Here is a 23,203-nt window from a genome sequence, read left to right on the forward strand (position 1 = left end):
CAGGGGAGCAGGGGAGCAGGGGAGCAGGGGTGCAGGGGTGCAGGGGAGCAGGGGGGGGGAGAAAGAAGAAGTTTTAGGTATTGCGTTCGGATATTTAAAAATTCCCCTCTGCACCTTTGCCCCCCTGCCCCTCTGCAATCTTTACGCTGCATACTCTTCAGCTTAACTTAGTGCCATTCGCATAAGAGAGAATTATAGGTAATGGAATAGGGGCGCATATTTGTGCGCCCCTATTCCATTACAGTCGATCGATTATCTTGGCATTATCTGGCAGCTTAGCATCTCTTTGTCCAGCAGTACGCGCCCTCGCTGTGAACAAACCAATGGGGGTATTTAATAAATCTACAAGGGTGGCTTGACTTGTGATGCCTGCGGTGGGCTGCGCCAGCGCCTTTTTAATATCCCTTGGTATTTCTTTCAATAACCAACGTAACAAACGATAGCCGTATTCTTTGGGTGTCATCTCTCGCATCAAATCTACACCATGTAATTCGTGCAGATAGCGATTTGAGCGTCCATAACGCCGCCATTGACTTTGCAGTTCTTGAAGTGTGGCGCGATGGCGGTGCTGAACGATCGCATCTGGAGCAAATTCCAAACGCCCGATGTTTTCCCTCAAAATCCGCCAGCAAATATCGGCATCGCCACCAGTAGTAAGATAAGGACGAAATAAACCCGCTTTTTCTAAGGCTATGCGTCGAATCGCCAAATTAGCCGTTTGTCCATAGGGACGAAAGGCATGGTTAAGGGTATGCTTTTGCGACAAAGTTTCTTCACGGTCTGCGTGTTGTTCTAGCAGAGTTTTGCCTGGTAATGCCAAAATTTCTCCAGCGACAATTACCACTTCTTTGTTGACAAAAGGCTGAATTAATGCATCTAGCCATTGCGGTTGTGGGCGACAATCTGCATCGGTAAAAACCATAATTTCACCCGTAGTGGCGCGAATTCCAGTATTCCGAGCAGCATAAGAGCTTTGAATTTGGTTTTCGCTCAAGGGGCGAATTTTAATTGGGCAGTTTTCAGCAGATGTTTTGAGGTTACTGAGAGTGCGATCGCTACTGTTATTGTCCACCAACAAGTACTCGACCCGCTCTTTTGGGTAAGTTTGAGACAACAGACAATTGATTAATTCTGGTAAATCCGCCTCACCGTTATAAATAGGAACAACCACCGACACCATTGGTAAAAAACTGGTGGTGGTGGTTGCATCAACTGGCTGATGATTCATAAATCTGAAATTTTGGTTTGGGATTACTAGCTAGTATTCCCAAACCAAAATCTTAGAACGGTATATCTAAGTAGTTTTCGTAACTCCAAAAATCTGGACTTGGGAATACTACTATATAAACACCTGGTAAGAAATCATTTGCGTCAATCTAAAATTTCAAGCTATCGGCGCGGCTCATGGGTCGAGTGGGCTGATTTGCTGGCGGCTGGGCAAAGTTGTTATTTGATAAAATTGCGATCGCCCGAGCATATTGCGGATCGCTCTTAGTTCCGATTAAATCTGGATTAGAAGCTAACTGCCGCTCTTGTGCCTCCGTCAAGTCTAGCTTGATATCTGGGGCAATCCCTTTATGGTTAATATCTGTTCCTGCCGGGGTATAGTAATGGGCAATGGTGACAGCCAAGCCGGAACCATCTGCAAGTTCATGAACTGACTGCACTAGGGCCTTACCAAAGGTTTGACCACCTACGACTACCGCCCGCTTATTATCCTTGAGTGCCCCTGTGAGAATTTCGCTAGCACTAGCTGAATTACCATCCACTAAGACTGCCAAGGGACGATTTGTTAGAGCAGTGCGATTGGCTTTAGTTTCCTCAGTGCCGCCTACACGGTCTACTGTCTTGACAATTCCGCCATTATCATACCACATACGCGCAATTTCAATGCTCGCTTGTAACAAACCGCCAGGATTTCCCCGCAAATCTAAGACATAAGAATCAACTTTCTTACTGTTCAAATCGCGGATGGCTCGTTGCATTTGATCTGCGGCGTGGGCGCTAAATTCTCGCAAACGGATATAACCAACGCGACGATTTCCTTCTTGTCTGAGGGTATAACGTACCGTTGGTACTTCAATACTTGCTCTCGTTAGCTTCAACTCAAAGGCATTTTGCCCTGCTCGTCCCAGTCGTAGCTTGATGGGACTACCCGCTTTCCCGCGAATTAACTTGGAAGCGTCATCCACTTTCATTTTGAGAGTGGATTTGCCGTCAATCGCCAAAATTTCATCGCCTGCTTTGATCCCAGCTTTCAGTGCTGGAGAATTTTCTATGGCTTCGACAACAGTGAGGCGCTGAGTTTTTTCGTTTACTTCCATCCGAACACCAATACCAGAGACTTCTCCAGATGTTTGGCTAGTCAGGGCTTCAAACTGTTTGGGATCCATGAATCGAGTGTAAGGATCTCCCAACTTTTGTAAAGCTTCGCGGATGGCAGTGTATGCTTCTTCTCGCGAAGAATAGTCTTTGCTCAACAGGCTTTGCCTGGTTGCTTGCCAATCTTGTTGATTAAATTTGCCATCAACATATTCATGGTTCACCAGTTGCCATACTTGGTCAACTATCACTTTCGGGCTGTCTTGTAGGGCTAGAGCAGCACGAACACCACGAGTCCAAGCGGGGCCGAACACAGACATTGTAGCAGTTGTGGCGATCGCTCCACCAATCAAGGCTACTTGGAGCGGTGAGTAACTTTTCGCAGATTGGTTCATGTATAATTTAGCTGGAATAATTGTGTTGTTGACAGTTTAGCAATCAGGCTTTCCAGAAATTTTTAAGTTTTTATACCCCAAACTAAGCTATGCTCTCTTCATGATTTTTATTGTTGTAATGATGCCGAAAATACTGCATTATTAACAACCATTTCTCAGTTTGTTAGCCGTCTCCGGAAGGCTATACTTAACATGTGACACTTTGATTAGCGTCATCTTTGTACTGATTCATTACTTTTATAAGATAGCACTTTGATCGCTCAATTGCAGGACTGTTAGACAGCTATTAAATCAGGTTTTCTTACCAAAGTCATGAAACGTAAATTTACCATCAAATCGTTAATTTCTATTAAAAAAAAAATTGCTAATCTGTGGCAATTGTTACAAAAACTAACTGGCGTATTGTACTTTATTTTGGGCAGTTGGCTGATTTTTACTACTATAACCTTAGTTTTTGCTTCTTCACAGCCAGTAGATGCCTTCTTTGTGCTTGGTGGCAGTATTCGTCGAGAAATTTATGTTGCCCAACAAGCCAAACAATACCCGCAAACCCCAATTTTAATTTCTCATGGTTCCCCAGATCCTTGTATATGGTTAATTTTTCAGCCGGAATTAGCAGAGTTACAAAATGTTTGGTTAGAAAAGTGCGCGAATTCTACTTTTGAAAATTTTTATTATGGTATCCCGATTCTCCGGCGTTGGGGAGTGCATAAAGTCATGTTGATTACTTCGCCAAGTCACTTACCCAGAGCCAAATGGATGGCACAGATTCTCTTGGGCGCTCATGGTATTTGGGTAGAGCCACAGATTGTTGAGGAGTTGGGTATTCCTGGTAATAATGAATCTTGGCGTAAAACTGCATTAGATTTAACCCGCAGCCTGTTGTGGGCGATTTTAAGTCAAATTATTCAACCGCAATGCTCAAATGTCACAAGACTTACCCAAGTAGATATGCAAGCTTGGGAGCATAAAGGTTTTCATTGCGAACATCAAGGGGGGTTGGGGAGATAAGGAGAGTTAATGCGAAAGTTCCCAATCTTGCAGCATCAAAATAGCATCTCTATATAAAGACAAATCCACCTGATGAACTTCTATTCCCTGTCCGATTCTTTGTAAAAGGGTGATTGTCAATTTTCCTCCCAAGTGTTCGCGAAACTCGGTAAGCCCCCTAAATAGACAATGGGGATGGTCTAGTCGATCTAATTGTTCTGTCAGTGCTGATACGTACAAAGTAAAGCCTAATTTACTGAGTGTACTCATAACTCTTTGCCACTCAGATTGTAAGAGTTGCCCTGTTAAATATGAATAGGTTGTATCTAAAGCAATACCGATCGCTACAGCTTCGCCGTGACGTAAGCTGTAGTTAGTTAAATGCTCTAGTTTGTGAGCAGCCCAGTGTCCAAAGTCTAAAGGACGCGATGAACCCATTTCAAAGGGATCGCCGCTACCAGCAATATGCTCTAAATGTAACTGCGAACAGCGATAGATCAGCCTTTCCATTATGTCCATGTCTCGGTTAGCCAATTTCTTGGCATTAGTCATAATGAAATCGAAGAAATCTGCATCTTTAATCAGCGCAACTTTTACCGCTTCTGCAATACCCGATCGCCAATCTCGATCGTCAAGGCTAGTAAGAAAATCAAAGTCATTCAAGACAGCATAAGGTGGCATGAATGTACCCAAAAAGTTTTTCTTACCAAAGGCATTGATTCCGTTCTTTACTCCTACGCCCGAATCGTTTTGCCCTAATACTGTTGTTGGTACTCGTAGCAGCCGAATTCCTCTGTGAGCCGTTGTTGCTGCGTATCCTACCATGTCTAGTACGGCACCACCTCCAATTGCTAAGACGTATGAGTGACGACACAATCCAGCTGCATTGATTCGCTGATGAATTTGCTCTATAAATCTAGTATCGTTTTTGACAGCTTCTCCGCCCGGAACTACCATCGGCTCACCAGCCAAAGCGATCGCATTTCCATAATACTGGGCGTAAACTGATAATTTTTCTAGCAACCTATCCTGATACTGTAAAAATCCTTCATCTACCACTGCTAGCACTTGTTTTGGAGTTGTCTCTCCTTCTGTAGCGATCGCTTGTGCTAGTAAAGGATTATCTAACTCAAACAGACCTTTAGTGAAATGAACATCATAATTGAACGTGACGCGGACACGTTGGTTAATTGGTTGCAGAGTCAGAGCAGTTTTTTGTTGAATAGTCATTGGGATATTAGAAGTTTTTAACTAACAGGAAATAGAGGCAATAAAATTAAAGTTAGCAGCAGAATTAACACAATAATTAAATTGAGAACTTCAATATATAAATAATTTACTAGACAAGTATAAATACTAAAAAAATAGGTTCTGTAACTGCTTTTACCTAGTAGGATAAAGTTCCAAATAACATTAATGTCTAATTTGATTGATGCCTAGATTGTATATCTGAGGTTGGCAATAGATATCATCATTACACAAAAATTCTAAAATTTTTCCGTAAGATAAATTTAAATTTTACCTAATCAAAATTATATCTTTACAATATCTTCTTTAAAGTTAGGAGATTTTTATAGATTCCATGAAGTTCTGATATTAGTAGTATGTTATCTAGCTGCTTTAATCACAAATTATCAAGTTTAGTGGTAAATTTTATACTTAGTTGTCACAAAAAAGTTGGGCAACTTCTCCTGAAATTCATCATGAGTAAAGTAAACAACTTACTGCATCAGTGGCTGTTAAAGTCTGTTTCAGACAAAGCTTTTGCTTGGCTGGAGCAGAAGCAGTCCCAGATTACTAGCGGCGCTGCTGAGAGAGTTTTTTTCACGGCATTTAGTGCTGTGCCGCGCTATCTAGGTAAACAGGATTTGCAGCTAACATTCCAGGACTTGAAAGCAGCACAGGATGTAATTCCCGGTTGGTATCCTGGTAATTGGAGTGTAGATCGAGCAGGTCGCACACTTTTGCTTCTAGCTTTGCCCCACGATGATGCTGAGGGGTATGTGCGATCGCTCGATCGAGTCTTTTCTACTGCCGATATGGGGGAGTTAGTTGCCCTGTATCAAAGTTTGCCCTTATTACCACATCCAGAATTACATCGCCACCGCGCTGCTGAGGGAATTCGCAGCAATATGAGTAATGTATTCCAAGCCATAGCCCTACGTAACCCTTATCCAGCCGATTATTTAGATAATGCTGCTTGGAATCAGATGGTGCTAAAGGCTGTGTTTGTCGGCAGTCCTTTGCATCTAATTTGGGGACTCGATCGGCGTGCTAACCCAGAATTGGCGAGGATGTTGGCAGATTATGCTCATGAACGTTGGGCAGCTAAACGCTCAGTTACGCCAGAACTTTGGCGACCTGTAGGGCGGTTTGCAGATAGCACCATCATCACAGATTTGGAAAAAGTTCTAGCTAGTGGAGATGCAGATGAGCAACAAGCAGCAGCGTTAGCTTGTGCTGAATCTGCTTTACCCCAAGCCCAAGCACTACTTTCTCGTTACCCAGATTTACAGTCATCCATTCAACAAGGTAATCTGACTTGGAGCAGTTTTAGCCGCGATGCCTGCGTGCCAACGCCTCTTTGTTTACAAATAGAAGGGAGTGAAGAAGAGAATAAGTAACAGGTTACAGATTATTCTCGATCGCCTGTCACCTATCACCTCTCCCCTAATCCCAATGCCCAATTATCAAACCACACCGTCATGTTTATCGATCCTCACATTCACATGTGTTCCCGTACTACTTACGATTACTTAGTAATGCGGGAATATGGCATTGTTGCCGTTATTGAACCGGCTTTTTGGTTAGGACAACCGCGAACCAACGCGGGCACATTTAAAGACTACTTCAGCAGTCTTGTAGGTTGGGAGAGGTTTCGTGCTAGTCAATTTGGCATCCAACATTACTGCACAATCGGCCTAAATCCGAAGGAAGCTAACAATGAGGCATTAGCGGCAGAAGTTATAGAACTGCTACCACTTTTTGCCTGTAAAGAAGGAGTTGTTGCTATTGGCGAAATTGGCTATGACGACATGACAGAAGTAGAAGATAAGTACTTTTGTCAACAGCTAGAATTAGCCAAAGAACTCGATATGTTGGTACTAATTCATACTCCCCACCGTAATAAGAAAGCGGGTGCTATTCAGAGTATGGAACGCTGTATTGAATATGGCTTAGATCCTTCACAAGTAGTTATCGATCACAACAACGAGGAAACCGTTGAAGAAGTATTAAAAAGAGGTTTTTGGGCGGCTTTCACTATTTATCCACAAACGAAGATGGGTAACGCCAGAATGGTAGAAGTTGTACGCAAATATGGATGCGATCGGATCATTGTAGATAGTAGTGCTGATTGGGGTATTAGCGATCCTTTGGCAGTTCCGAAAACGGCTCAGTTAATGTTAGATAGGGGCATTACTAAAGAACATGTGCGAGCAGTTTGTTATGAAAATGCTCTAGCTGCTTACAGTCAAACTGGGCAAATGAAAGCATCAGACTGGCTCAATCCGCAATCTGTCGATCAGCGTCAGTTGTTTAGTGGTAATTCGGTGCTACGGGGACAGGAACCAGGAATCAAATCAGTTTCAGATTATGTGTTGATTGAGTAAAAAATTGGGATTGGGGTATGGGGGATTGTAAAAGATATTTCTATCTTAATTTTAAGAAATTAGTAGGCATGGAGGCAGATAAGTGAATGTTGCAAGCTTAAATTTTCAAAGCTGGCGGGGTTATCTGGAATTGATGCGTCCTGCTAATATTGTTACTGCTTGGGCGGATATTCTTGTTGGTTTTGCTGCTTCCGGCTCTGGGATGATTTTTGCTAAATTAATCAATGGAGAAGCAAGTTTCACCACACTAATTCCATTGGCTTGGTTGCTATTAGCAACAACTGGTTTATACGGTGGTGGTATAGTTTTTAATGATGTTTTCGATGCGGAATTAGATGCAAAAGAGCGACCCAATAGAGCAATTCCCAGTGGTCGCGTATCTCGTCAAAATGCTGCTTTATTGGGGAGTATACTTTTTGCCATCGGCATTATAGCTGCTTTCCAAGTATCGTTGTTGAGTGCTGCGATCGCTACATTCATCATTCTTTCATGCCTCCTGTATGATTCGCTCGCAAAACATCATCGTTTTTTCGGCCCTTTAAATATGGGTTTGTGTCGTGGTAGTAACTTATTATTAGGCGTAAGTGCTGTACCAGCAATAATAGGAGAACGTTGGTATTTAGCGCTGATTCCAGTTATTTATATTGCTGCTATCACCGCAATTAGCCAGGGGGAAGTTCACGGAGGTAAGAAAATTACGGGAGTAGTTGCACTACTACTGATTGCAATAGTTTTGACAGCAGTTTTAGCTTTAGGATTATTAGGAGAGTATACAGCGATCGCAGCACTACCATTTGCTGTTTTATTAGCTATCCGAATCTTGCCTAATTTTATCAAAGCTGCGCGGGAACCGATAGCCGAAAATATCCGCAATGCTGTCAAAATAGGTGTTTTATCTCTAATAGTCTTAGATGCAACCGTTGCATCTGGTTTTGCTGGTTTGTATTACGGTTTATCCGTTCTAATTTTGCTACCATTTTCGATGAAGTTAGCAAAAGTATTTGCTGTTACTTAAACTTGAATGTCCACACCCCGTAATACCATTAATTCACTATACGGGCGCATAAATGTGCGCCCTTACCCACGAATATAGCAATCTAAAAATGAGTGCTAGAAATCTCTAATTCCTCTCTCTGCGATTTATTTTTATATATTACAAGTATTTTATAAGCCGAAGTAAAAATTTTTAACATATATAGGACATCAAACTAGAAAATGAAAATTACAAAAAACAGCAACTTTCATTTAACTTATTGCAGCAATATTCATCCTGGCGAAACTTGGCTAGAGGTTTTCGCTAATTTAGAAAACTATATTCCCGAACTAAAGTCACGTTTATCGCCTACAGAATCTTTCGGTATTGGCTTGAGGTTAGCAGATATTGCTGCAACACAACTTTTAGAAAGTAATAATTTAGCTCAATTTCAAGCATGGCTAACTCAGCATAATTTATATGTCTTTACCTTAAATGGATTTCCTTATGGTGGATTCCATCGACAGGTTGTAAAAGACCAAGTTTATGCACCCGATTGGTCTACACAAGAACGAGTTAACTATACATTAAACTTGACACAAATTTTAGCTGTGCTGTTACCAAAAGAATTAGACGGCGGAATTTCTACACTGCCATTATCCTATAAACCTTGGTGGAGAAAAGACCAAGAAAATTTCGAGACTGTTCTGAAAAAGAGTTGTTTGAATATAGCATCAGTTGTTGGAGAAATGATTCGCATCTATGAAGAAACTGGAAAGATACTTCATATTGATTTAGAACCTGAACCTGATGGTTTAATTGAAAATACTTCAGAAGTAATTGATTTTTATCAAAATTACTTATTGCCAATTGGTAGTAATTATTTATCAGAAAAGTTAAATATTGAGCAGAGTTTAGCAGAAATTAAATTGCTAGAACACGTTCGCGTTTGCTATGATACCTGCCATTTTTCAGTTGAATATGAGGAACCACAATCTGTATTTACACGTTTGCAATCGGCAGGAATTAAGATTGGCAAAATTCAAATTAGCGCCGCAATTAAAGTAAAAATACCTGCTGATATTGAGAAGCGTAGTTTGATAGTTGAACGCTTACGTCCTTTTGCTGAATCTACTTATCTTCACCAGGTAATAGAACGTCGCAATGATGGTACACTCCATCACTATCCTGACTTAATAACTGCATTACCACATTTAGAACAATCTTTAGCTGAAGAATGGCGCATTCACTTTCACGTCCCAATTTTTATTCATGATTATCAAATTTTGCAGTCTACGCAAGATGATATTGCAACTGTTTTAAATCTACTTCAGATAAACGATGCTTGCTCACATTTAGAAATTGAGACTTACACTTGGGATGTATTGCCATCAGAAATGAAGATAGATTTGCTGACTTCTATTCAGCGTGAGTATGAGTGGGTATTAAATGAATTTGCCGCAAATTAAAAGGGAATTATTTTCATGCAGAAAACGGTTGTTTTAAATGTCGTTGGATTAACGCCCAGTTTATTAGGAGAAAACACACCGTTTTTATCTTCTTGGGCTGCGAAAGGTCAGGTAGCGTCAATTGGAAAAGTTTTACCTGCTGTTACTTGTTCGGTTCAGGCTACTTATTTAACAGGAAAATTCCCTGATGAACATGGAATTGTCGCTAATGGTTGGTATTTTCGAGATGAATGTGAAGTTAAATTTTGGCGACAATCTAATAAGCTAGTACAAGCTCCAAAAGTTTGGGAAATAGCTAAATCAATCGATCCAAACTTCACTTGTGCTAACCTTTTTTGGTGGTACAACATGTACTCTACAGCAGATTATGCGATTACACCGCGCCCGATGTATCCCGCAGATGGGAGAAAATTACCTGATATTTATACCCATCCTAGTGATGTGCGATCGCAAATTCAATCTGATTTAGGCAACTTCCCTCTATTTGATTTCTGGGGGCCAAAAACTACTATTAGTTCTAGCCAATGGATTGCCAATTCTGCAAAGTGGATTGAGGAACGCTACAGCCCCACATTATCACTAGTTTATTTACCACACTTAGATTACTGTCTGCAAAAATTTGGTAACAATCAAACACAGATTCAAGCTGATTTAAAAGAAATTGATGCTGTTTGTGGGGATTTAATTGAATATTATGAAGCACGTAATACTCAGGTAATTATTCTTTCTGAGTATGGCATTACTCCAGTCTCCAAAGCTGTGGATTTAAACCGCGTACTACGGGAGAATGGTCTAATTGCTATCCGAGAAGAATTAGGGCGAGAACTGCTCGATTTTGGGGCTAGCATTGCCTTTGCTGTTGCCGATCATCAAATTGCTCATGTATATGTGAACGATCCGGCGTATATTCCGAAAGTGCGATCGCTTTTAGAAGCGACTGAAGGTGTAGCGCAGGTATTGGATGAACAGGGTAAACAAGCCTACCACCTCGATCATCCTAGATCGGGGGAGTTGGTAGCGATCGCTAAATCTGATGCTTGGTTTACCTATTATTATTGGCTTGATGACGCAAAAGCGCCTGATTTTGCTAGAACTGTAGATATCCACCGCAAACCTGGTTACGATCCTGTAGAACTTTTCCTCGATCCACAGATTACTTTTCCCCAAGGAAAAATTGCTCTCAAGCTACTTAAGAAACAACTGGGTTTCCGCTACCTCATGGATGTTATTCCTCTGGATGCTTCATTGGTGCGTGGTTCTCACGGTAACATCGCTACTTCTCCAGATGAAGGGCCTCTATTCATCACCCATCAAACCCACCTCGTTGATGAACATCAAATTGAGGCGACAGATGTTTGCTCGTTGATTCTCAAACATTTAAATCAGTAAAAAGGGCAGTTAGAAACCTCGTCTACACTAAACTTTACCCACCTCCGTAGGTTAAATCAGTTGCTTAAGCTCTTTGTTCTATGTAGGGTAACTTTAGTTTGTCTAGCCGCGAATGAACTTTGCCCTATCCTTTGCTTGACATTAATGCTTAAGTGTGAGTTCTTAAATAATTCCAAAAATACAAAACAATTTTGTTGTAATTCATAATCATATCGAGTATGATTAGTTTATGAACTCGTTATGACTATGAATTAATTAGCTCCATCAGTGGACAACCACCTATCTGTTGGCTAAATTTTACTTTGGCTATCTCAAGAACTTAACGGAGAACTTCTTTATCCATGACTGAACCCCAAAACTTGACAACTGCTGATGGTATTCCTGTTAGTGATAACCAGAACTCACTCACTGCTGGAGCGCGTGGCCCTGTATTAATACAGGATTTTCACCTCTTAGAAAAGCTGGCTCATTTCAACAGAGAACGTATTCCTGAAAGAGTTGTCCACGCTAAAGGTGCAGCGGCTCACGGTACTTTGACTATTACCAATGACATCAGCCGCTACAGTAAAGCCAAACTTTTTTCTGAAATTGGCAAGAAAACAGAACTTCTCTTGCGCTTTTCTACCGTTGGAGGAGAAAAAGGTTCAGCAGATGCCGAGCGCGACCCTAGAGGTTTTTCTCTCAAGTTTTATACTGAGGAGGGTAACTGGGATCTTGTAGGTAACAATACCCCTATTTTCTTCATCCGCGACCCTTTGAAGTTTCCTGATTTTATCCATACCCAGAAGCGCAATCCCCAAACCAATTGCAAAGACCAGAATGCAAAGTGGGATTTTTGGTCACTCAGTCCAGAATCGCTTCACCAAGTGACGATCCTGTTTTCAGATCGGGGAGTTCCAAAAGACCATCGCCACATGGATGGATTCGGTAGCCACACCTTCAGTTTAATTAATGCTGAAGGCGATCGCGTTTGGTGTAAATTTCACTTTAAGACTCTGCAAGGGCATCAAACTTTGACTGAGGAAGAATCAGGCAAGATTAAGGGCGAAGATCCCGATCATGCAACTCACGATTTGTTTGAAGCGATCGCTAACAAAGATTATCCTAAGTGGCGGATGTGCATTCAGGTAATGACTGAGGAGCAAGCAGAAAAACATCCAGATAATCCCTTTGACTTGACCAAAGTTTGGAAGCAAGGAGAATATCCTTTAATTGAAGTCGGGATATTAGAGCTAAATCGTAACCCTGAGAATTATTTTGCCGAAGTAGAGCAAGCCGCTTTTAGCCCTAGTGCAGTGGTTCCTGGCATTAGTTTCTCTCCAGACAAAATGCTTCAAGCTCGAATTTTTTCTTACCCAGATGCTCAACGGTATCGCTTGGGTGGTAACTATCAGCAACTACCCGTCAACCAGCCAAAATGTCCAGTGATGCATTATCAGCGAGATGGCTTTATGGCACCGGGGAACAACCACGGTAGCGTTCCTAACTATGAACCGAATAGTGCTGAGGGTACGCCTAAAGAAAATCCAGCTTATGCAGAGCCACCTAAGCATTTGGGCGATGTCACAGTCGATCGTTACAGTCATCGTGAAGGAAACGACGATTACACCCAAGCAGGTAATCTGTATCGGTTACTAACTCCTGAGCAGCAAGAGCGTCTTGCTAAAAATATCGTCGGCAGTCTCTCTCAAGCGAGACCGGACATCCAAATGCGCCAACTTTGCCACTTCTTCCGGGCAGATATTTCTTATGGTCGTCGTGTAGCTGAAGAATTGGGGATTTCAATCGATCCTTCAATGCTTCCTGCTACTGCTCAACCTGTAGGTAACTGGTAGCCTCATAGTTTCGTAGGGTGTGTTATGCCGTAGGCTAACGCACCGAAAACCTGGATGGAAGGTTACATACTGAAGCTAAATTTAGATCCCCGATTTCTTGAAGAAGTCGGGGATTTGATAAATGAAAACAAACTCGTTAATGGAGTTCAAAGGCTCATTAATGAGTATCAAAGACTCTTTAATGAGTATCAAAGGCTCTTTAATGAGTATCAAAGGCTCATTAATGAAGTTCAAAGAGTCTTTAATGAGTATCAAAGACTCTTTAATGAGTATCAAAGACTCTTTAATGAAGTTCAAAGGCTCTTTAATGAGTATCAAAGACTCTTTAATGAGTATCAAAGGCTCATTAATGGAGTTCAGAGGCTCATTAAGTAGATAAACAATAAATATTAACAGTTATTGCGATCGCACCCTTCGCAGATCATATCCTAGAGAAGTAGTTTTAAGCGTTGCGATCGCATTATTTTGCTTCACTGGATTTGCAATGACATTGTGTAATTAATTATCTTGCCTACTTATTAGACTGGGATTTGAATCCCAGGGGGGTAATGCAGCCGGTGCAGATTACCTAAATTACTGAAACCAACGCCAGACAAAAGCAACCATTCTCCTGAATCAAGGCTGAGGATTCTGCCGCAAGTCTTCCAGATTTTCACGAATGGTTATTGTATTGGGATGATTTACTCCCAAACGTTTTTCAGCGATCTCCAAAGCTTCGATGTACAAGGGTTCGGCTTCGCTGTACCTTTCCTGTGAACGGTAGAGTTCTGCCAAATTGTTCAGACTTTCCGCAACAGTGGGATGGTTATTTCTCCACAAGTGTTTATCAAGTTCTAATGCTTTGAGACAGAATGGTTCTGCTTCATTGTAGCGCCCTTGGACTCTGTACATATAACCAAGAGCGTAAATAGTATCTGCCAAAAGAGGATGATTCTCTGAAAGTAGATGCTGTTTAAGTTTCAAAGATTGCAATAATAATGCTTCTGCTTCATTGTAACGTCCTTGGGCGCAATATATTAAAGCTAAATTGTGCAAGTCAACAGCTACATCGGGATGCTTTTCTCCTAAGATTCGCTTATCTAGTTCTATCGCTTGCAGTGAGAAGGGTTCTGCTTCTATGTAACGTTTTTGATAATAGTAGAGTAATGCCAAATTGTTCAGGTTAATTGCCACACAGGGGTGTTCATCCCCCAGCAGGTGTTTTGTCATCGCCAAAGCTTGGATGTACAAAGGTTCGGCATCGCTGTACCTTCCCTGTGAACGATAGAGTTCAGCCAAATTGTTCAGGCTAACTGCCGTAGAGGGGTGTTCATCCCCCAGCAAGCGTTTTTTCATCGCCAAAACTTGGATGTACAAAGGTTCGGCATCGCTGTACCTTCCTTGTGAACGGTAGAGTCCTGCCAAATTGTTCAGGCTAGTTGCCACATCCGAGTGTTCATGTCCCAGCAGACGTTTTCTCATGGACAAAGCTTGGATGTATAAGGGTTCGGCATCGCTGTACCTTCCTTGTGAACGGTAGAGTCCTGCCAAATTGTTCAGGCTAGTTGCCACATCCGGGTGTTCATGTCCCAGCAGGCGTTTTCTCATGGACAAAGCTTGGATGTATAAGGGTTCGGCATCGCTGTACCTTCCCTGTGAATCGTAGAGGAATGCCAAATTGTTCAGGTTAGTTGCCACAGAGGGGTGTTCATCCCCAAAACGCTTTCTAGCAGTTGATAAACTTTGCTCACACCAAGGTAAGGCTTGTGCATAGGCTCCTTGACCTGCGTAAAATCTATTCAAGCCCAAAAAAGGCCAGATTAAATCATCATCGCTTAACCAAGTTTGGTAAACTGTGGCAATTTCCACAAGGTGAGGGATAGCAAGAGTTACTTGAACAATTTCTATTAATGTGGCTATCTGAGGAATATCCTCGGCTACTGCTACCATTGCTTGACAAAAGCCGCGCTTGAGTTCATCCACTTGGGCTAACTCTTCTAACTTCTGTCGCAATAATTCCTGAATGCGTTCGTGAACTTGGTAGGTGTCTTCTGCCAATTCTTGCAGCAGATAACGCTCAACTAAAACAGTGCAGTTAGCTTTGAGGTCAAATTCCATAAGGCTAGCACTTGCTGCTGATTCTACGAAAGACCAGGGGATAGGAGCCAAAGCAAACAAACTCACCAAACAAGCCAATTTTTGTGCTTCTGATTCCAAGCTTTGCCAATTCAACTCAAAAGCTGCTGCTACACCAGACTCACCTGTTGATGCTTGATTCTCTAGCCGTGCCAGGATGTCTGCTAACATAATTCTCTCCCTGGCTCTCGGCACTGTGCTGCTATTTGGTAAAGTCCAATAGGTACATAATCCACAAATTTGCAAAGTCCCTTAGCAAACTCTAATTCCTTCTCAACCCTATCTTTTCCTAGCAGAGTTGTTAATAATTCTAATGCTCCCTCTGCCGACAATTTACCTAACGGCAGTGAGGTATATATTAACCCTGTGTTTTGCCGAGTGGTAATTAACACCTTAAACCGAGAACCTTTGAGTGGTAGGTATGGTTGAATTTGTTTCCAGTCTTTAACATCATCAAATATTAATAAAACTTTGCCTGCTTGCCAGTTCTTCCAGCAATATAAAACTTTACCTGTTGCATCTAATTGCTCAGGAGGATTGAAGTTAGAGAAATGAATCATTCCAAAATTGACTAACTGAGTTCCTAAATCAGTTCCTTGGGGATTTAACCAACAACACCCACCAGAATAATCTGCCAAATATTGCCATGAGTATTGAATAGCTAACTCTGTTTTACCCACCCCACCTTGTCCAGTCACATCGCTAATTGCCACAACATCGTTTGCTTGCAATAGCTGACGCAATTGTTCTATTTGCTCATCCCTCCCAACAAACTTAAGAGCTTGACTCTGTTGGATATTATGCGGGATATCAAAGGGGTTGAAATGAGATTTTTCAATATCTCCATCCCAACTGCGGGAATAAAAATAAGTCGGCAGTTGTTTTTTATCTGAACTATTAAATCGCTGCTTAACTGCCTCAGTAACTCCTTTCATATCCGGCGGAAAATTCCCATTAGCTTCAGCGAAAGCCTCTCTCACCGCTTGAGAAAAGTAACCTGTTTTATTTTCCGAATTTACCTTAGCTTTTTCTCCTTCCCGCGTAGCCAGTAACACAAATTGTTGACTATCTTTATGTGGTTGTCCATTCAAAAAAGCTTTGCCACCTAAATTAGTTGGTCTTCCCTTCGCCTCTAAAACATAATTGGCACAGGCATCAATAATACAAATATGATTCCGAATCTGAAATTTATCGGAACCCAACAAAACTAATAAAGAATTCAAATCTAAATTCTGCCAATTCTGTTTATTGGCATCAGCACAAAACAACCGACGCTCTCGTTCGGAGGTAATCGAACCATGTCCCGCCCAAAAAATGTAGAGTAAATCCCCCGATTGTGGGGATAAAAAGTTAGTCACAATGTCGGAGATATTTTGCTCTGTTGCTAACTCTACAGTTAACCCACATTCCCCAATTAACTGATGATTTTCTTCCAGCGCTGATAAACATAACCGAATATTCTCCTTCGGTACACCGTGCAGATGCAGCCAATGAGCAAATTTCAGCGCGTCATCGGCTGGCCCCCCGCCTGTCACATTCCAAGTAGATTCGTAGTACTTTTCAATACCCACAATTAACCCAAATGTCCGCTCAGGTTTAGCCATCAACAGCATGATGACTTAGCCTCTCATGGTTTTTACCCCACCCTAACCCTCCCCTTGTAAAGGGGAGGGAACTAGATTTCCGGCTTCCCCCCTTGTAAAGGGGGGATTGAGGGGGGTAATTTAACTCGTGTGTACACCGTAGCCTTGTATTGGAGAGGTTTTGAGTGGGGTTTTCTAGATACCGTAAAAAGTAAAGCATTATGGCAACCTCGAAATAATCGCCTCCCAGGTTTTAGCATTTGTCCAATAAGCACCGTGGGAACGGGGAAATGGTTGTCTGCTATCCACTCGCACATCCTGCACTCGCTCAGGGAAAATATTCTTACCCACGTAACTAAGAAAATCCCGTAAATCGTAGATATTCAACCATTCCGGGAAATGCTCTGGCAATAACTGCCCATATTCTAAGCTGTAGAAGGCGTTAATCTCATATAAAAATGGTGCTTGGGAACCAACTGTTACCAATAATTCCACCTGAGACAACTGCTGCTGCACTAGCAAATCTACACAAGCGATACCTCCCAAACTATGGGCGATTAAAACTACTGGCGGTTCTGCTTCTTCGATTTGTTGCTTGATAAACTCCCTAATTTTTTCACCCCGCGTCAGATACAACAAAATATCACCAGGCATAGGCGAAATTTTATCAGTTAACTCTAGGCGGTTTCCTCTGACATAATTTGTGCCGCCGTGCTGCGCTAGTTCAACAAATGGCTTTAATAACCAGCCGCCCAATCCTAACTCCGCCTCTCCTAAAGCCAGAGTCAGCAAGTCCACAACTTTATCGCGCAATTGGGCATCGGTGAGTATGGGGGGAAATTTTTCTTGCTGTTCGCTAATAAACATTGCTTGAGCCACAACTGCTCTAGCTATTAGTGCATAATATTCACTCAAATCAGCTTCGGAAACTGTGAGCAATGCCCGTTCATACGGTTCGCTGTGGATAATAGCCTCTCGTGCTTGCTCAAATACCTCTGCAATTCCCGCCTCTTGGAAGTTAGCTTCCAGTTCAGATGTCGGTGTGAGACTGGCTACACGAGATTGTAAAACATCCCCTGGTTCTTCCCCAAAGGGATTTCCTGACTCAATAGGTTGCAAAGAAAACAGTCGCAATTCGTACAGAGGATCGCGATATAATTGCCCCCACAATACAATCTCTGCGTCTTCTTCTCCTGAAGATAAAGCCAGCGTCGCATCTTCCAAGGGTACTGATGCCCGATTATTATTGAACTTCGCACCCAATGCACCCCAAAGGCAGGGAGCAACCTTTATATCAGGACGTTGGGCGTGAATCTTTTGCTCAATTACCTGAAAGGTTTCGTTGTATTCTCGTTCCCTAATACCAGTGCCATGTACAAATATTACGGTGGTCATTGTGATAAGGCAGGTTATGCCTACGCAAAGCTTTTCTCTGTATTATTCCTTACTACTTTCTCTAACACAAGTTGATTTCATTCACTTGGTTTATAAAACTTACGCACAAGAGATCCCCCAACCCCCTTAAAAAGGGGGCTTTTATCGTTCCCCCCTTTTTAAGGCTACCGTGTATACACAAGTCGTATTACCCCCCTTAATCCCCCCTTATCAAGGGGGGAAATAATAAATATTTCCGGTTCCCTCCCCTTTATAAGGGGAGGGTTAGGGTGGGGTAAGACCTAAGAGGTTGAATGAACAAGTATTTCGCTGTGATTTTAGGCACTTAGAGATCCCCCCTAGCCCCCCTTAAAAAGGGGAAGAATCAAAGTCCCCCAATTTATCGGGGGATTTAGGGGGATCTGAAATGTTTTGCTACCAACGAGAGGACTTGTTCATTCATCCTCTAAGTTCTTCAGCTATTTTCAGACTTGTGTATACACCGTAGCTTTTTAAGGGGGGATCTAGGTTTCAGGTTTTCAATGCGTAAGTCCTGGTTTATTAAAAACTTCTAAAATCTGGCGGCAAATTTGTTTGAGCTTCTCCTCGATTTCACCAGAAGGCGAAGATGTGCCGACAACACTCCAGTTTTCTACCGTAGAAAGTCGCCACGCCTCACCGCGATGATCGAATCCAGCAACCTCCACGCCGATCGCACGCCGGGAATTATTGATGGGATCTTGATGAAATCTGATTTGAATTAAAATACTGCGACTTCGCCAAGATTTGCTGATACCAGGAAAGTGAAAGCCAATATCTATAGACTCTGGATCGACTAACTCCCTGGTTTCCGGGTCATTTTTCCAGGGTTTGAGATCGGATTTGGCATCAGGAAACTCGAATTTGAACAAGTTAACCACCGTGGCAATATTGCTGGCGAGTTCAAGGTTTGTTGCCTGTTCAGCTGCATTCACTAAAAAACACTCCTATATTGCGTCGGCATCTTCGGTGATCTGAAGATAGAAAAATCGCCAGAAGGCTTATATTATTGGTGTTTCAGCTTATCAAGACCTTTGAGATTTAGCAACTCTAAATCAGACTTTCCTAACAATGCTGGTAACTAAGTAGATGTGAAAAATAGCTTCTTATTGGGACTGTCTAACACCTATTAAGTAATTGTACTTAAAAATTCCTTAAAAGCAGATGAAAATCTGATCTTTGGATCAAATATCAAGATTTTCTGCAAAATCCTTGGCAGACAAGAACGATTGCGCTAGCGACGATCTAAAATGACACTGTTAATCGGTAAACAAAAAGCAATTAAGTTCATTGTCATGGCGCGTCAACGCTCAATTTTTTCATTTGTTTTAGTATTATTGGCCACATTCCTCATGAGTTGTGGCGGCCCTAGTGCTTCAGTAACACCTCCAAGTTACACACCAACTCAACTTGAAAGAATTCAAACTTATGTTCCTGAAATTCAGGCTGTGCGCGATCGCTCAGATGAGTTGAAAACCCTGATCCAAAAAGGTGATTGGATAAATGTGCGTAACTTTATACATGGCCCCATAACGGAAGCAAGGCTGAACCTGACTTATGTCACTCCCAACCTTCTACCCAAAGACCAACCCACAGCCCGTCAAATAACGCGAGATTTGTTTAATGACCTAGTTAAACTTGATAAAGCTACTAGTGCTAGCAATCCTCTAGTTGCTTTGAATCAATCCCAAGCTGCTTTCACAGACCTTGACAAATTCCTCGATCTGCTTCCTAAAAAAGAAGAAGGTTAAGAGTTCATAGTTAGGAGTTAAGAGTTAAAAATTTTTAACTTCTAACTCCTAACCTCATTTATCGCTGAAAGCACAAGTAATGAATGTAGTAATTATCGGTTGTGGTGTAGTTGGGGCTGCGATCGCTTACGAACTGAGTCAAGTAAAAGGGCTGAAAATTACAGTTTGCGATCGCCAACCACCAGCCCAAGCTTCCACGGGCGCTGCACTTGGCGTTTTGATGGGCGCAGTCAGTCAAAAAATTAAGGGCAAAGCTTGGCAGATGCGACAAACTAGCATCCAACGCTATGAAACTTTGATTCCCGAATTAGAAGCTTCAACAGGTCGCAAAATCCCTTTTAACCGCCAGGGAATTCTCAGTTTGGGTTTGGAAGAAGAGAATTTAGCTGCATGGGAAAAACTTGTAGAAATCCGCCACTCACAAGGCTGGCATTTAGAAATATGGGATACTGCTAAACTCCAGAATATCTGTCCTCAAGTTGATTGCGAAAAAATTATTGGCGCTGTCTATTCTCCCCAAGATCGTCAACTCGATCCAACTGCCCTCACCTTAGCTTTAGTTGAGGCTGCCCAGCAAAACGGTGTAACTTTCAAATTTGGCGTGACTGTTTTGGATGCTCAAACCTCATCACCTGAATCTTCTCCCCAATTTTGCATTCAACTTGAGACTACAGAAGGAAAAATAGCCGCAGATTGGTTTGTAATTGCAGCAGGGCTAGGTTCTACACCACTGACGGCAAAATTAAATCAGATAATTGATATCCGTCCCGTACTTGGGCAAGCGTTGCAAATGCGTCTAGGGCATCCATTAGGCAATCCCGACTTCCAGCCAGCGATAACGGGTAACGATGTCCATATTGTTCCTATAGGCGGCACAGATTATTGGGTAGGTGCGACTGTAGAGTTTCCCAGCAATGAAAATGAGATACCGCCAAATCAAGAACTATTAGAATCTGTGAGAAAACAAGCGATCGCATTTTGCCCAGAGTTAGCCACAGCAACAATTCTCCGCACTTGGTCGGGGTTACGTCCCCGTCCTGAAGGTCGTCCAGCCCCAGTTATTGGGAAATTACCAGGATTTAGTAACATCCTCCTAGCTACCGGACACTATCGCAACGGTGTTTTACTAGCACCCGCCACAGCTTATGCAATTCGTGAGATGATTAGCGATCAAGCAGTAGCAAGTAGGTAAACCTAGCTGTCTGTAATTTGATAATTTTTAATTGTTACCACGCATTCCCGATGGGATATTTATTTTTGTACCAATAATTGATTGTTCTCCATCCTTTAGTAAAAATTTAGAACTATTAATTTTAACGACATCATACTTTTCGGCTGTAAATAAAGAACCCACAGTAGCTACAATATCTGCAACAGAAATTTTAAAAGCTAGGGGTATTTGTAAATTTAAAAATGATTTGGGAATGGTTTTAATATTTAGATACAATTTGCGATCGGTTACGTACCATACACCATTAAATTTATTCCCTGTTATCAGTTCTTTAGGTTTATATAGAATAAATGTTTGAACCCTAGTTTGTTCGTAAGTCATATCATCTTTAAAGATAATAGATATTTTTTCCCAAGCTGTATCAAAACGCCATTTTCCAAAAAGTAAAATTTCTATTTCTATATCAGAAAGATTAATATTATCCATGTTGATATTTTAAATGTATTAAAGTATTGATATTCTGTTACAAATTTTTACACGAGAGAAAAATAAGTGCATCTGCCAAACTAACCAAGACCCCACCCGCCACGCTCCCATTGAAAGGTCTTCTGTAGATGACTTTGAGGATAAGTCATAGGTATTTTGGTCATAGTGTAACCATTTGGCTGGTAAATGTCCCATCGGTGTCATCGGGGACAATTTAAAAGTTAGTTGCTCATAGTCTAACCAGTTTCCCTCCTTTCGCCAACCAAGGCGATCGCCAAGTCTCTTTTCTGTTTCATAGTCTACTTGACCACCCATTTCACTCCAGATACTTTCCTGAACACTGAAGCCGAAATAACCATAACTGTATTGTTCCCAAAGTTGATCGATGGTGTGGAGATCTTGACAAGAAAAGTTATCAATATCTTCCTTATAAACTTCATTCCAATAAGTCTTATTCATTACTTGTAAAATTAATTTAGTAGTTTCAATATCAGCTTCTTTCCACTTGTGCTGCGCGAGGAGATCCCGCAGTTGGGTATAATCGATATTTCTATTGTTTTGGAACGTAACATTGTTATTAGTCAGTTCCATCAATCCTGTTTCTTGAACAGAAGATAGAGGCGCTGTAGAGACAAAGTTTACTTCTGTTATACCTAGGAGTCTTCTTTGATCGGTGAGTTCACTAGATATGTAATTAGATATTAAATCAATCCCCTTATTTAAAAAGACATCATTTTCACTCAAATCAAAATTATTGATTTGCCAATCGAATAATTGAGACTCAATAAAAGCATCTTTTAATCTGGTTTGTTTCTCATAACTTGTCACCATAAAATCCAGAAAAGTATCAGAAATTGTCTCGGTTGTTTCAAGATTTAATAAATTGAACTTGCACTTCAAAATATTATCTCCTAAAATTTTAATATCTCCAACAGTTTTATAAAAATATTCATCTACTTTAACAACTTCATCTATTAAAGATTGAAATGGACTAAAATAATCTTGCAGAGAATTTTCAAAATTGATTGCAGTCTGAGCAATTTTAGCTATTTCCTGACGGATTTTATTAGCTTTTATTTGATATTCATAAATTTCTTGATAGACTTCTAAATCTCTAATTATTTGCTGAACAATTTTTTTTTGATTTTTTGTATCCTCTGTAAGATTTTTAATTCCTTTACTAAGCAATTTTATTTTATCTAACATCATAAAATATGTATTGCTTAATAATAAAACTGCTTTAAAGTTTTCTTGTTTTTCCCATCTTAACTCCTCAACTATTTTTAGATTTTCTTTATTTTTTATCTCTATTTTGCTTTGTTCATCTTCTAAGTTTTTGATTTCCAGATATTTTTGCTTAAATAACTTTTTTAAGTCATCCGTAAGTTTTAACAAAAAGTTATGATAACTATCTTTATAGTTTTCTAGTAAATCAATAATATGAATGTAGTCTTTAATGAATAGTTGGATCTCCTCAAAAATTTCTCCCTGACTAACTTCTTCTTTCCGTTTAATTATCCCTCCAAACTGATGGTTATATCGAACGCCTTCTTTAATTAATCTTTGACGTTCTCTAAGTTTTTTTTGAACTCTTTTTACACCGTTATTTTTTAAAACGGGCAATTTATAAGTTTGTTCGTAAATGGAAATATTTTCGTAAGCAATTAGTTGTCTTTGCTGTTTAGTTAGCATGTTTCCGG

Annotated in this window: 19 protein-coding genes; 10 read left to right on the forward strand and 9 right to left on the reverse strand. The window is 41.1% G+C overall.

Annotated features, from left to right (window positions below; genetic code table 11):
* Positions 1-238: 238 nt before the first annotated feature.
* Together V7K42_RS03560 and ctpB are read right to left on the reverse strand one after the other, a co-directional pair.
* Complete coding sequence (locus tag V7K42_RS03560) at positions 239-1,228, reverse strand: glycosyltransferase (RefSeq protein ID WP_334913598.1); 990 nt, start codon at positions 1,226-1,228, stop codon at positions 239-241.
* Positions 1,229-1,376: 148 nt separating this feature from the next.
* A complete protein-coding gene (gene ctpB / locus V7K42_RS03565; RefSeq protein ID WP_334913600.1) occupies positions 1,377-2,717 on the reverse strand; it encodes a carboxyl-terminal processing protease CtpB in 1,341 nt (446 codons plus the stop codon).
* 312 nt (positions 2,718-3,029) lie between these two features.
* Here ctpB and V7K42_RS03570 point away from each other — a divergent pair, with 312 nt between their 5' ends.
* Positions 3,030-3,728 (forward strand): YdcF family protein, encoded by a 699-nt coding sequence (locus V7K42_RS03570; protein WP_334913602.1) that lies wholly within the window; start codon positions 3,030-3,032, stop codon positions 3,726-3,728.
* A gap of 6 nt (positions 3,729-3,734) precedes the next feature.
* Here the strand turns inward: V7K42_RS03570 and V7K42_RS03575 are convergent, their stop codons facing one another.
* Positions 3,735-4,937, reverse strand: coding sequence for a 3-dehydroquinate synthase (locus tag V7K42_RS03575; protein ID WP_334913603.1), 1,203 nt, complete (start codon positions 4,935-4,937; stop codon positions 3,735-3,737).
* Between the two features lie 473 nt (positions 4,938-5,410).
* On the opposite strand from V7K42_RS03575, the gene V7K42_RS03580 reads away from it, so the two are divergent.
* The 7 genes from V7K42_RS03580 (at position 5,411) to V7K42_RS03610 (ending at position 13,363) form a co-directional block, all read left to right on the forward strand.
* Entirely contained in the window at positions 5,411-6,331 is a 921-nt protein-coding gene (locus tag V7K42_RS03580; protein ID WP_334913604.1) for an EboA family metabolite traffic protein, read from the forward strand.
* Positions 6,332-6,412: 81 nt separating this feature from the next.
* Complete coding sequence (locus tag V7K42_RS03585; RefSeq protein WP_334913606.1) at positions 6,413-7,318, forward strand: TatD family hydrolase; 906 nt, start codon at positions 6,413-6,415, stop codon at positions 7,316-7,318.
* 82 nt (positions 7,319-7,400) lie between these two features.
* A complete protein-coding gene (gene eboC, locus V7K42_RS03590) occupies positions 7,401-8,333 on the forward strand; it encodes a UbiA-like protein EboC (RefSeq protein ID WP_334913608.1) in 933 nt (310 codons plus the stop codon).
* A gap of 200 nt (positions 8,334-8,533) precedes the next feature.
* The gene (gene eboE / locus V7K42_RS03595; RefSeq protein ID WP_334913610.1) at positions 8,534-9,760 is read left to right on the forward strand and encodes a metabolite traffic protein EboE; all 1,227 of its coding nucleotides are present in this window, start codon (positions 8,534-8,536) and stop codon (positions 9,758-9,760) included.
* A gap of 15 nt (positions 9,761-9,775) precedes the next feature.
* Positions 9,776-11,149, forward strand: coding sequence for an alkaline phosphatase family protein (locus V7K42_RS03600; RefSeq protein ID WP_334913612.1), 1,374 nt, complete (start codon positions 9,776-9,778; stop codon positions 11,147-11,149).
* Positions 11,150-11,490: 341 nt separating this feature from the next.
* Positions 11,491-12,984, forward strand: a complete 1,494-nt coding sequence (locus V7K42_RS03605) for a catalase (RefSeq protein ID WP_334913614.1) — start codon at positions 11,491-11,493, stop codon at positions 12,982-12,984.
* Between the two features lie 121 nt (positions 12,985-13,105).
* Positions 13,106-13,363: a hypothetical protein gene (locus V7K42_RS03610; protein ID WP_334913616.1), complete on the forward strand. Its 258-nt coding sequence runs from the start codon at positions 13,106-13,108 to the stop codon at positions 13,361-13,363.
* Positions 13,364-13,599: 236 nt separating this feature from the next.
* On the opposite strand, the gene V7K42_RS03615 is transcribed toward V7K42_RS03610, so the two are convergent.
* The 4 genes from V7K42_RS03615 to V7K42_RS03630 form a co-directional block, all read right to left on the reverse strand.
* Entirely contained in the window at positions 13,600-15,270 is a 1,671-nt protein-coding gene (locus tag V7K42_RS03615; protein ID WP_334913618.1) for a tetratricopeptide repeat protein, read from the reverse strand.
* Positions 15,264-16,712 carry an NB-ARC domain-containing protein gene (locus V7K42_RS03620; RefSeq protein ID WP_334913620.1) on the reverse strand — a complete coding sequence of 483 codons (1,449 nt, stop codon included), beginning with the start codon at positions 16,710-16,712 and terminating at the stop codon, positions 15,264-15,266. The genes V7K42_RS03615 and V7K42_RS03620 overlap by 7 nt, the downstream gene beginning before the upstream one ends.
* Before the next feature lie 189 nt (positions 16,713-16,901).
* Positions 16,902-18,077 (reverse strand): hypothetical protein, encoded by a 1,176-nt coding sequence (locus V7K42_RS03625; RefSeq protein WP_334913622.1) that lies wholly within the window; start codon positions 18,075-18,077, stop codon positions 16,902-16,904.
* A gap of 518 nt (positions 18,078-18,595) precedes the next feature.
* On the reverse strand, positions 18,596-19,030 hold the full coding sequence (locus V7K42_RS03630) for a hypothetical protein (RefSeq protein ID WP_334913624.1): 435 nt from the start codon (positions 19,028-19,030) through the stop codon (positions 18,596-18,598).
* Between the two features lie 360 nt (positions 19,031-19,390).
* Between V7K42_RS03630 and psbQ the strand changes: the two genes are divergently transcribed.
* Together psbQ and V7K42_RS03640 are read left to right on the forward strand one after the other, a co-directional pair.
* On the forward strand, positions 19,391-19,846 hold the full coding sequence (gene psbQ, locus V7K42_RS03635; protein ID WP_334913684.1) for a photosystem II protein PsbQ: 456 nt from the start codon (positions 19,391-19,393) through the stop codon (positions 19,844-19,846).
* Positions 19,847-19,925: 79 nt separating this feature from the next.
* Positions 19,926-21,038, forward strand: a complete 1,113-nt coding sequence (locus V7K42_RS03640; protein ID WP_334913626.1) for an NAD(P)/FAD-dependent oxidoreductase — start codon at positions 19,926-19,928, stop codon at positions 21,036-21,038.
* Between the two features lie 27 nt (positions 21,039-21,065).
* Here the strand turns inward: V7K42_RS03640 and V7K42_RS03645 are convergent, their stop codons facing one another.
* Positions 21,066-21,503: a hypothetical protein gene (locus V7K42_RS03645; RefSeq protein ID WP_334913629.1), complete on the reverse strand. Its 438-nt coding sequence runs from the start codon at positions 21,501-21,503 to the stop codon at positions 21,066-21,068.
* Positions 21,504-21,521: 18 nt separating this feature from the next.
* The gene (locus V7K42_RS03650) at positions 21,522-23,195 is read right to left on the reverse strand and encodes a GUN4 domain-containing protein (RefSeq protein ID WP_334913631.1); all 1,674 of its coding nucleotides are present in this window, start codon (positions 23,193-23,195) and stop codon (positions 21,522-21,524) included.
* Between the last annotated feature and the right edge of the window lie 8 nt (positions 23,196-23,203).

The sequence above is a fragment of the Nostoc sp. genome, assembly GCF_036917455.1.
GTDB lineage: Bacteria > Cyanobacteriota > Cyanobacteriia > Cyanobacteriales > Nostocaceae > Nostoc.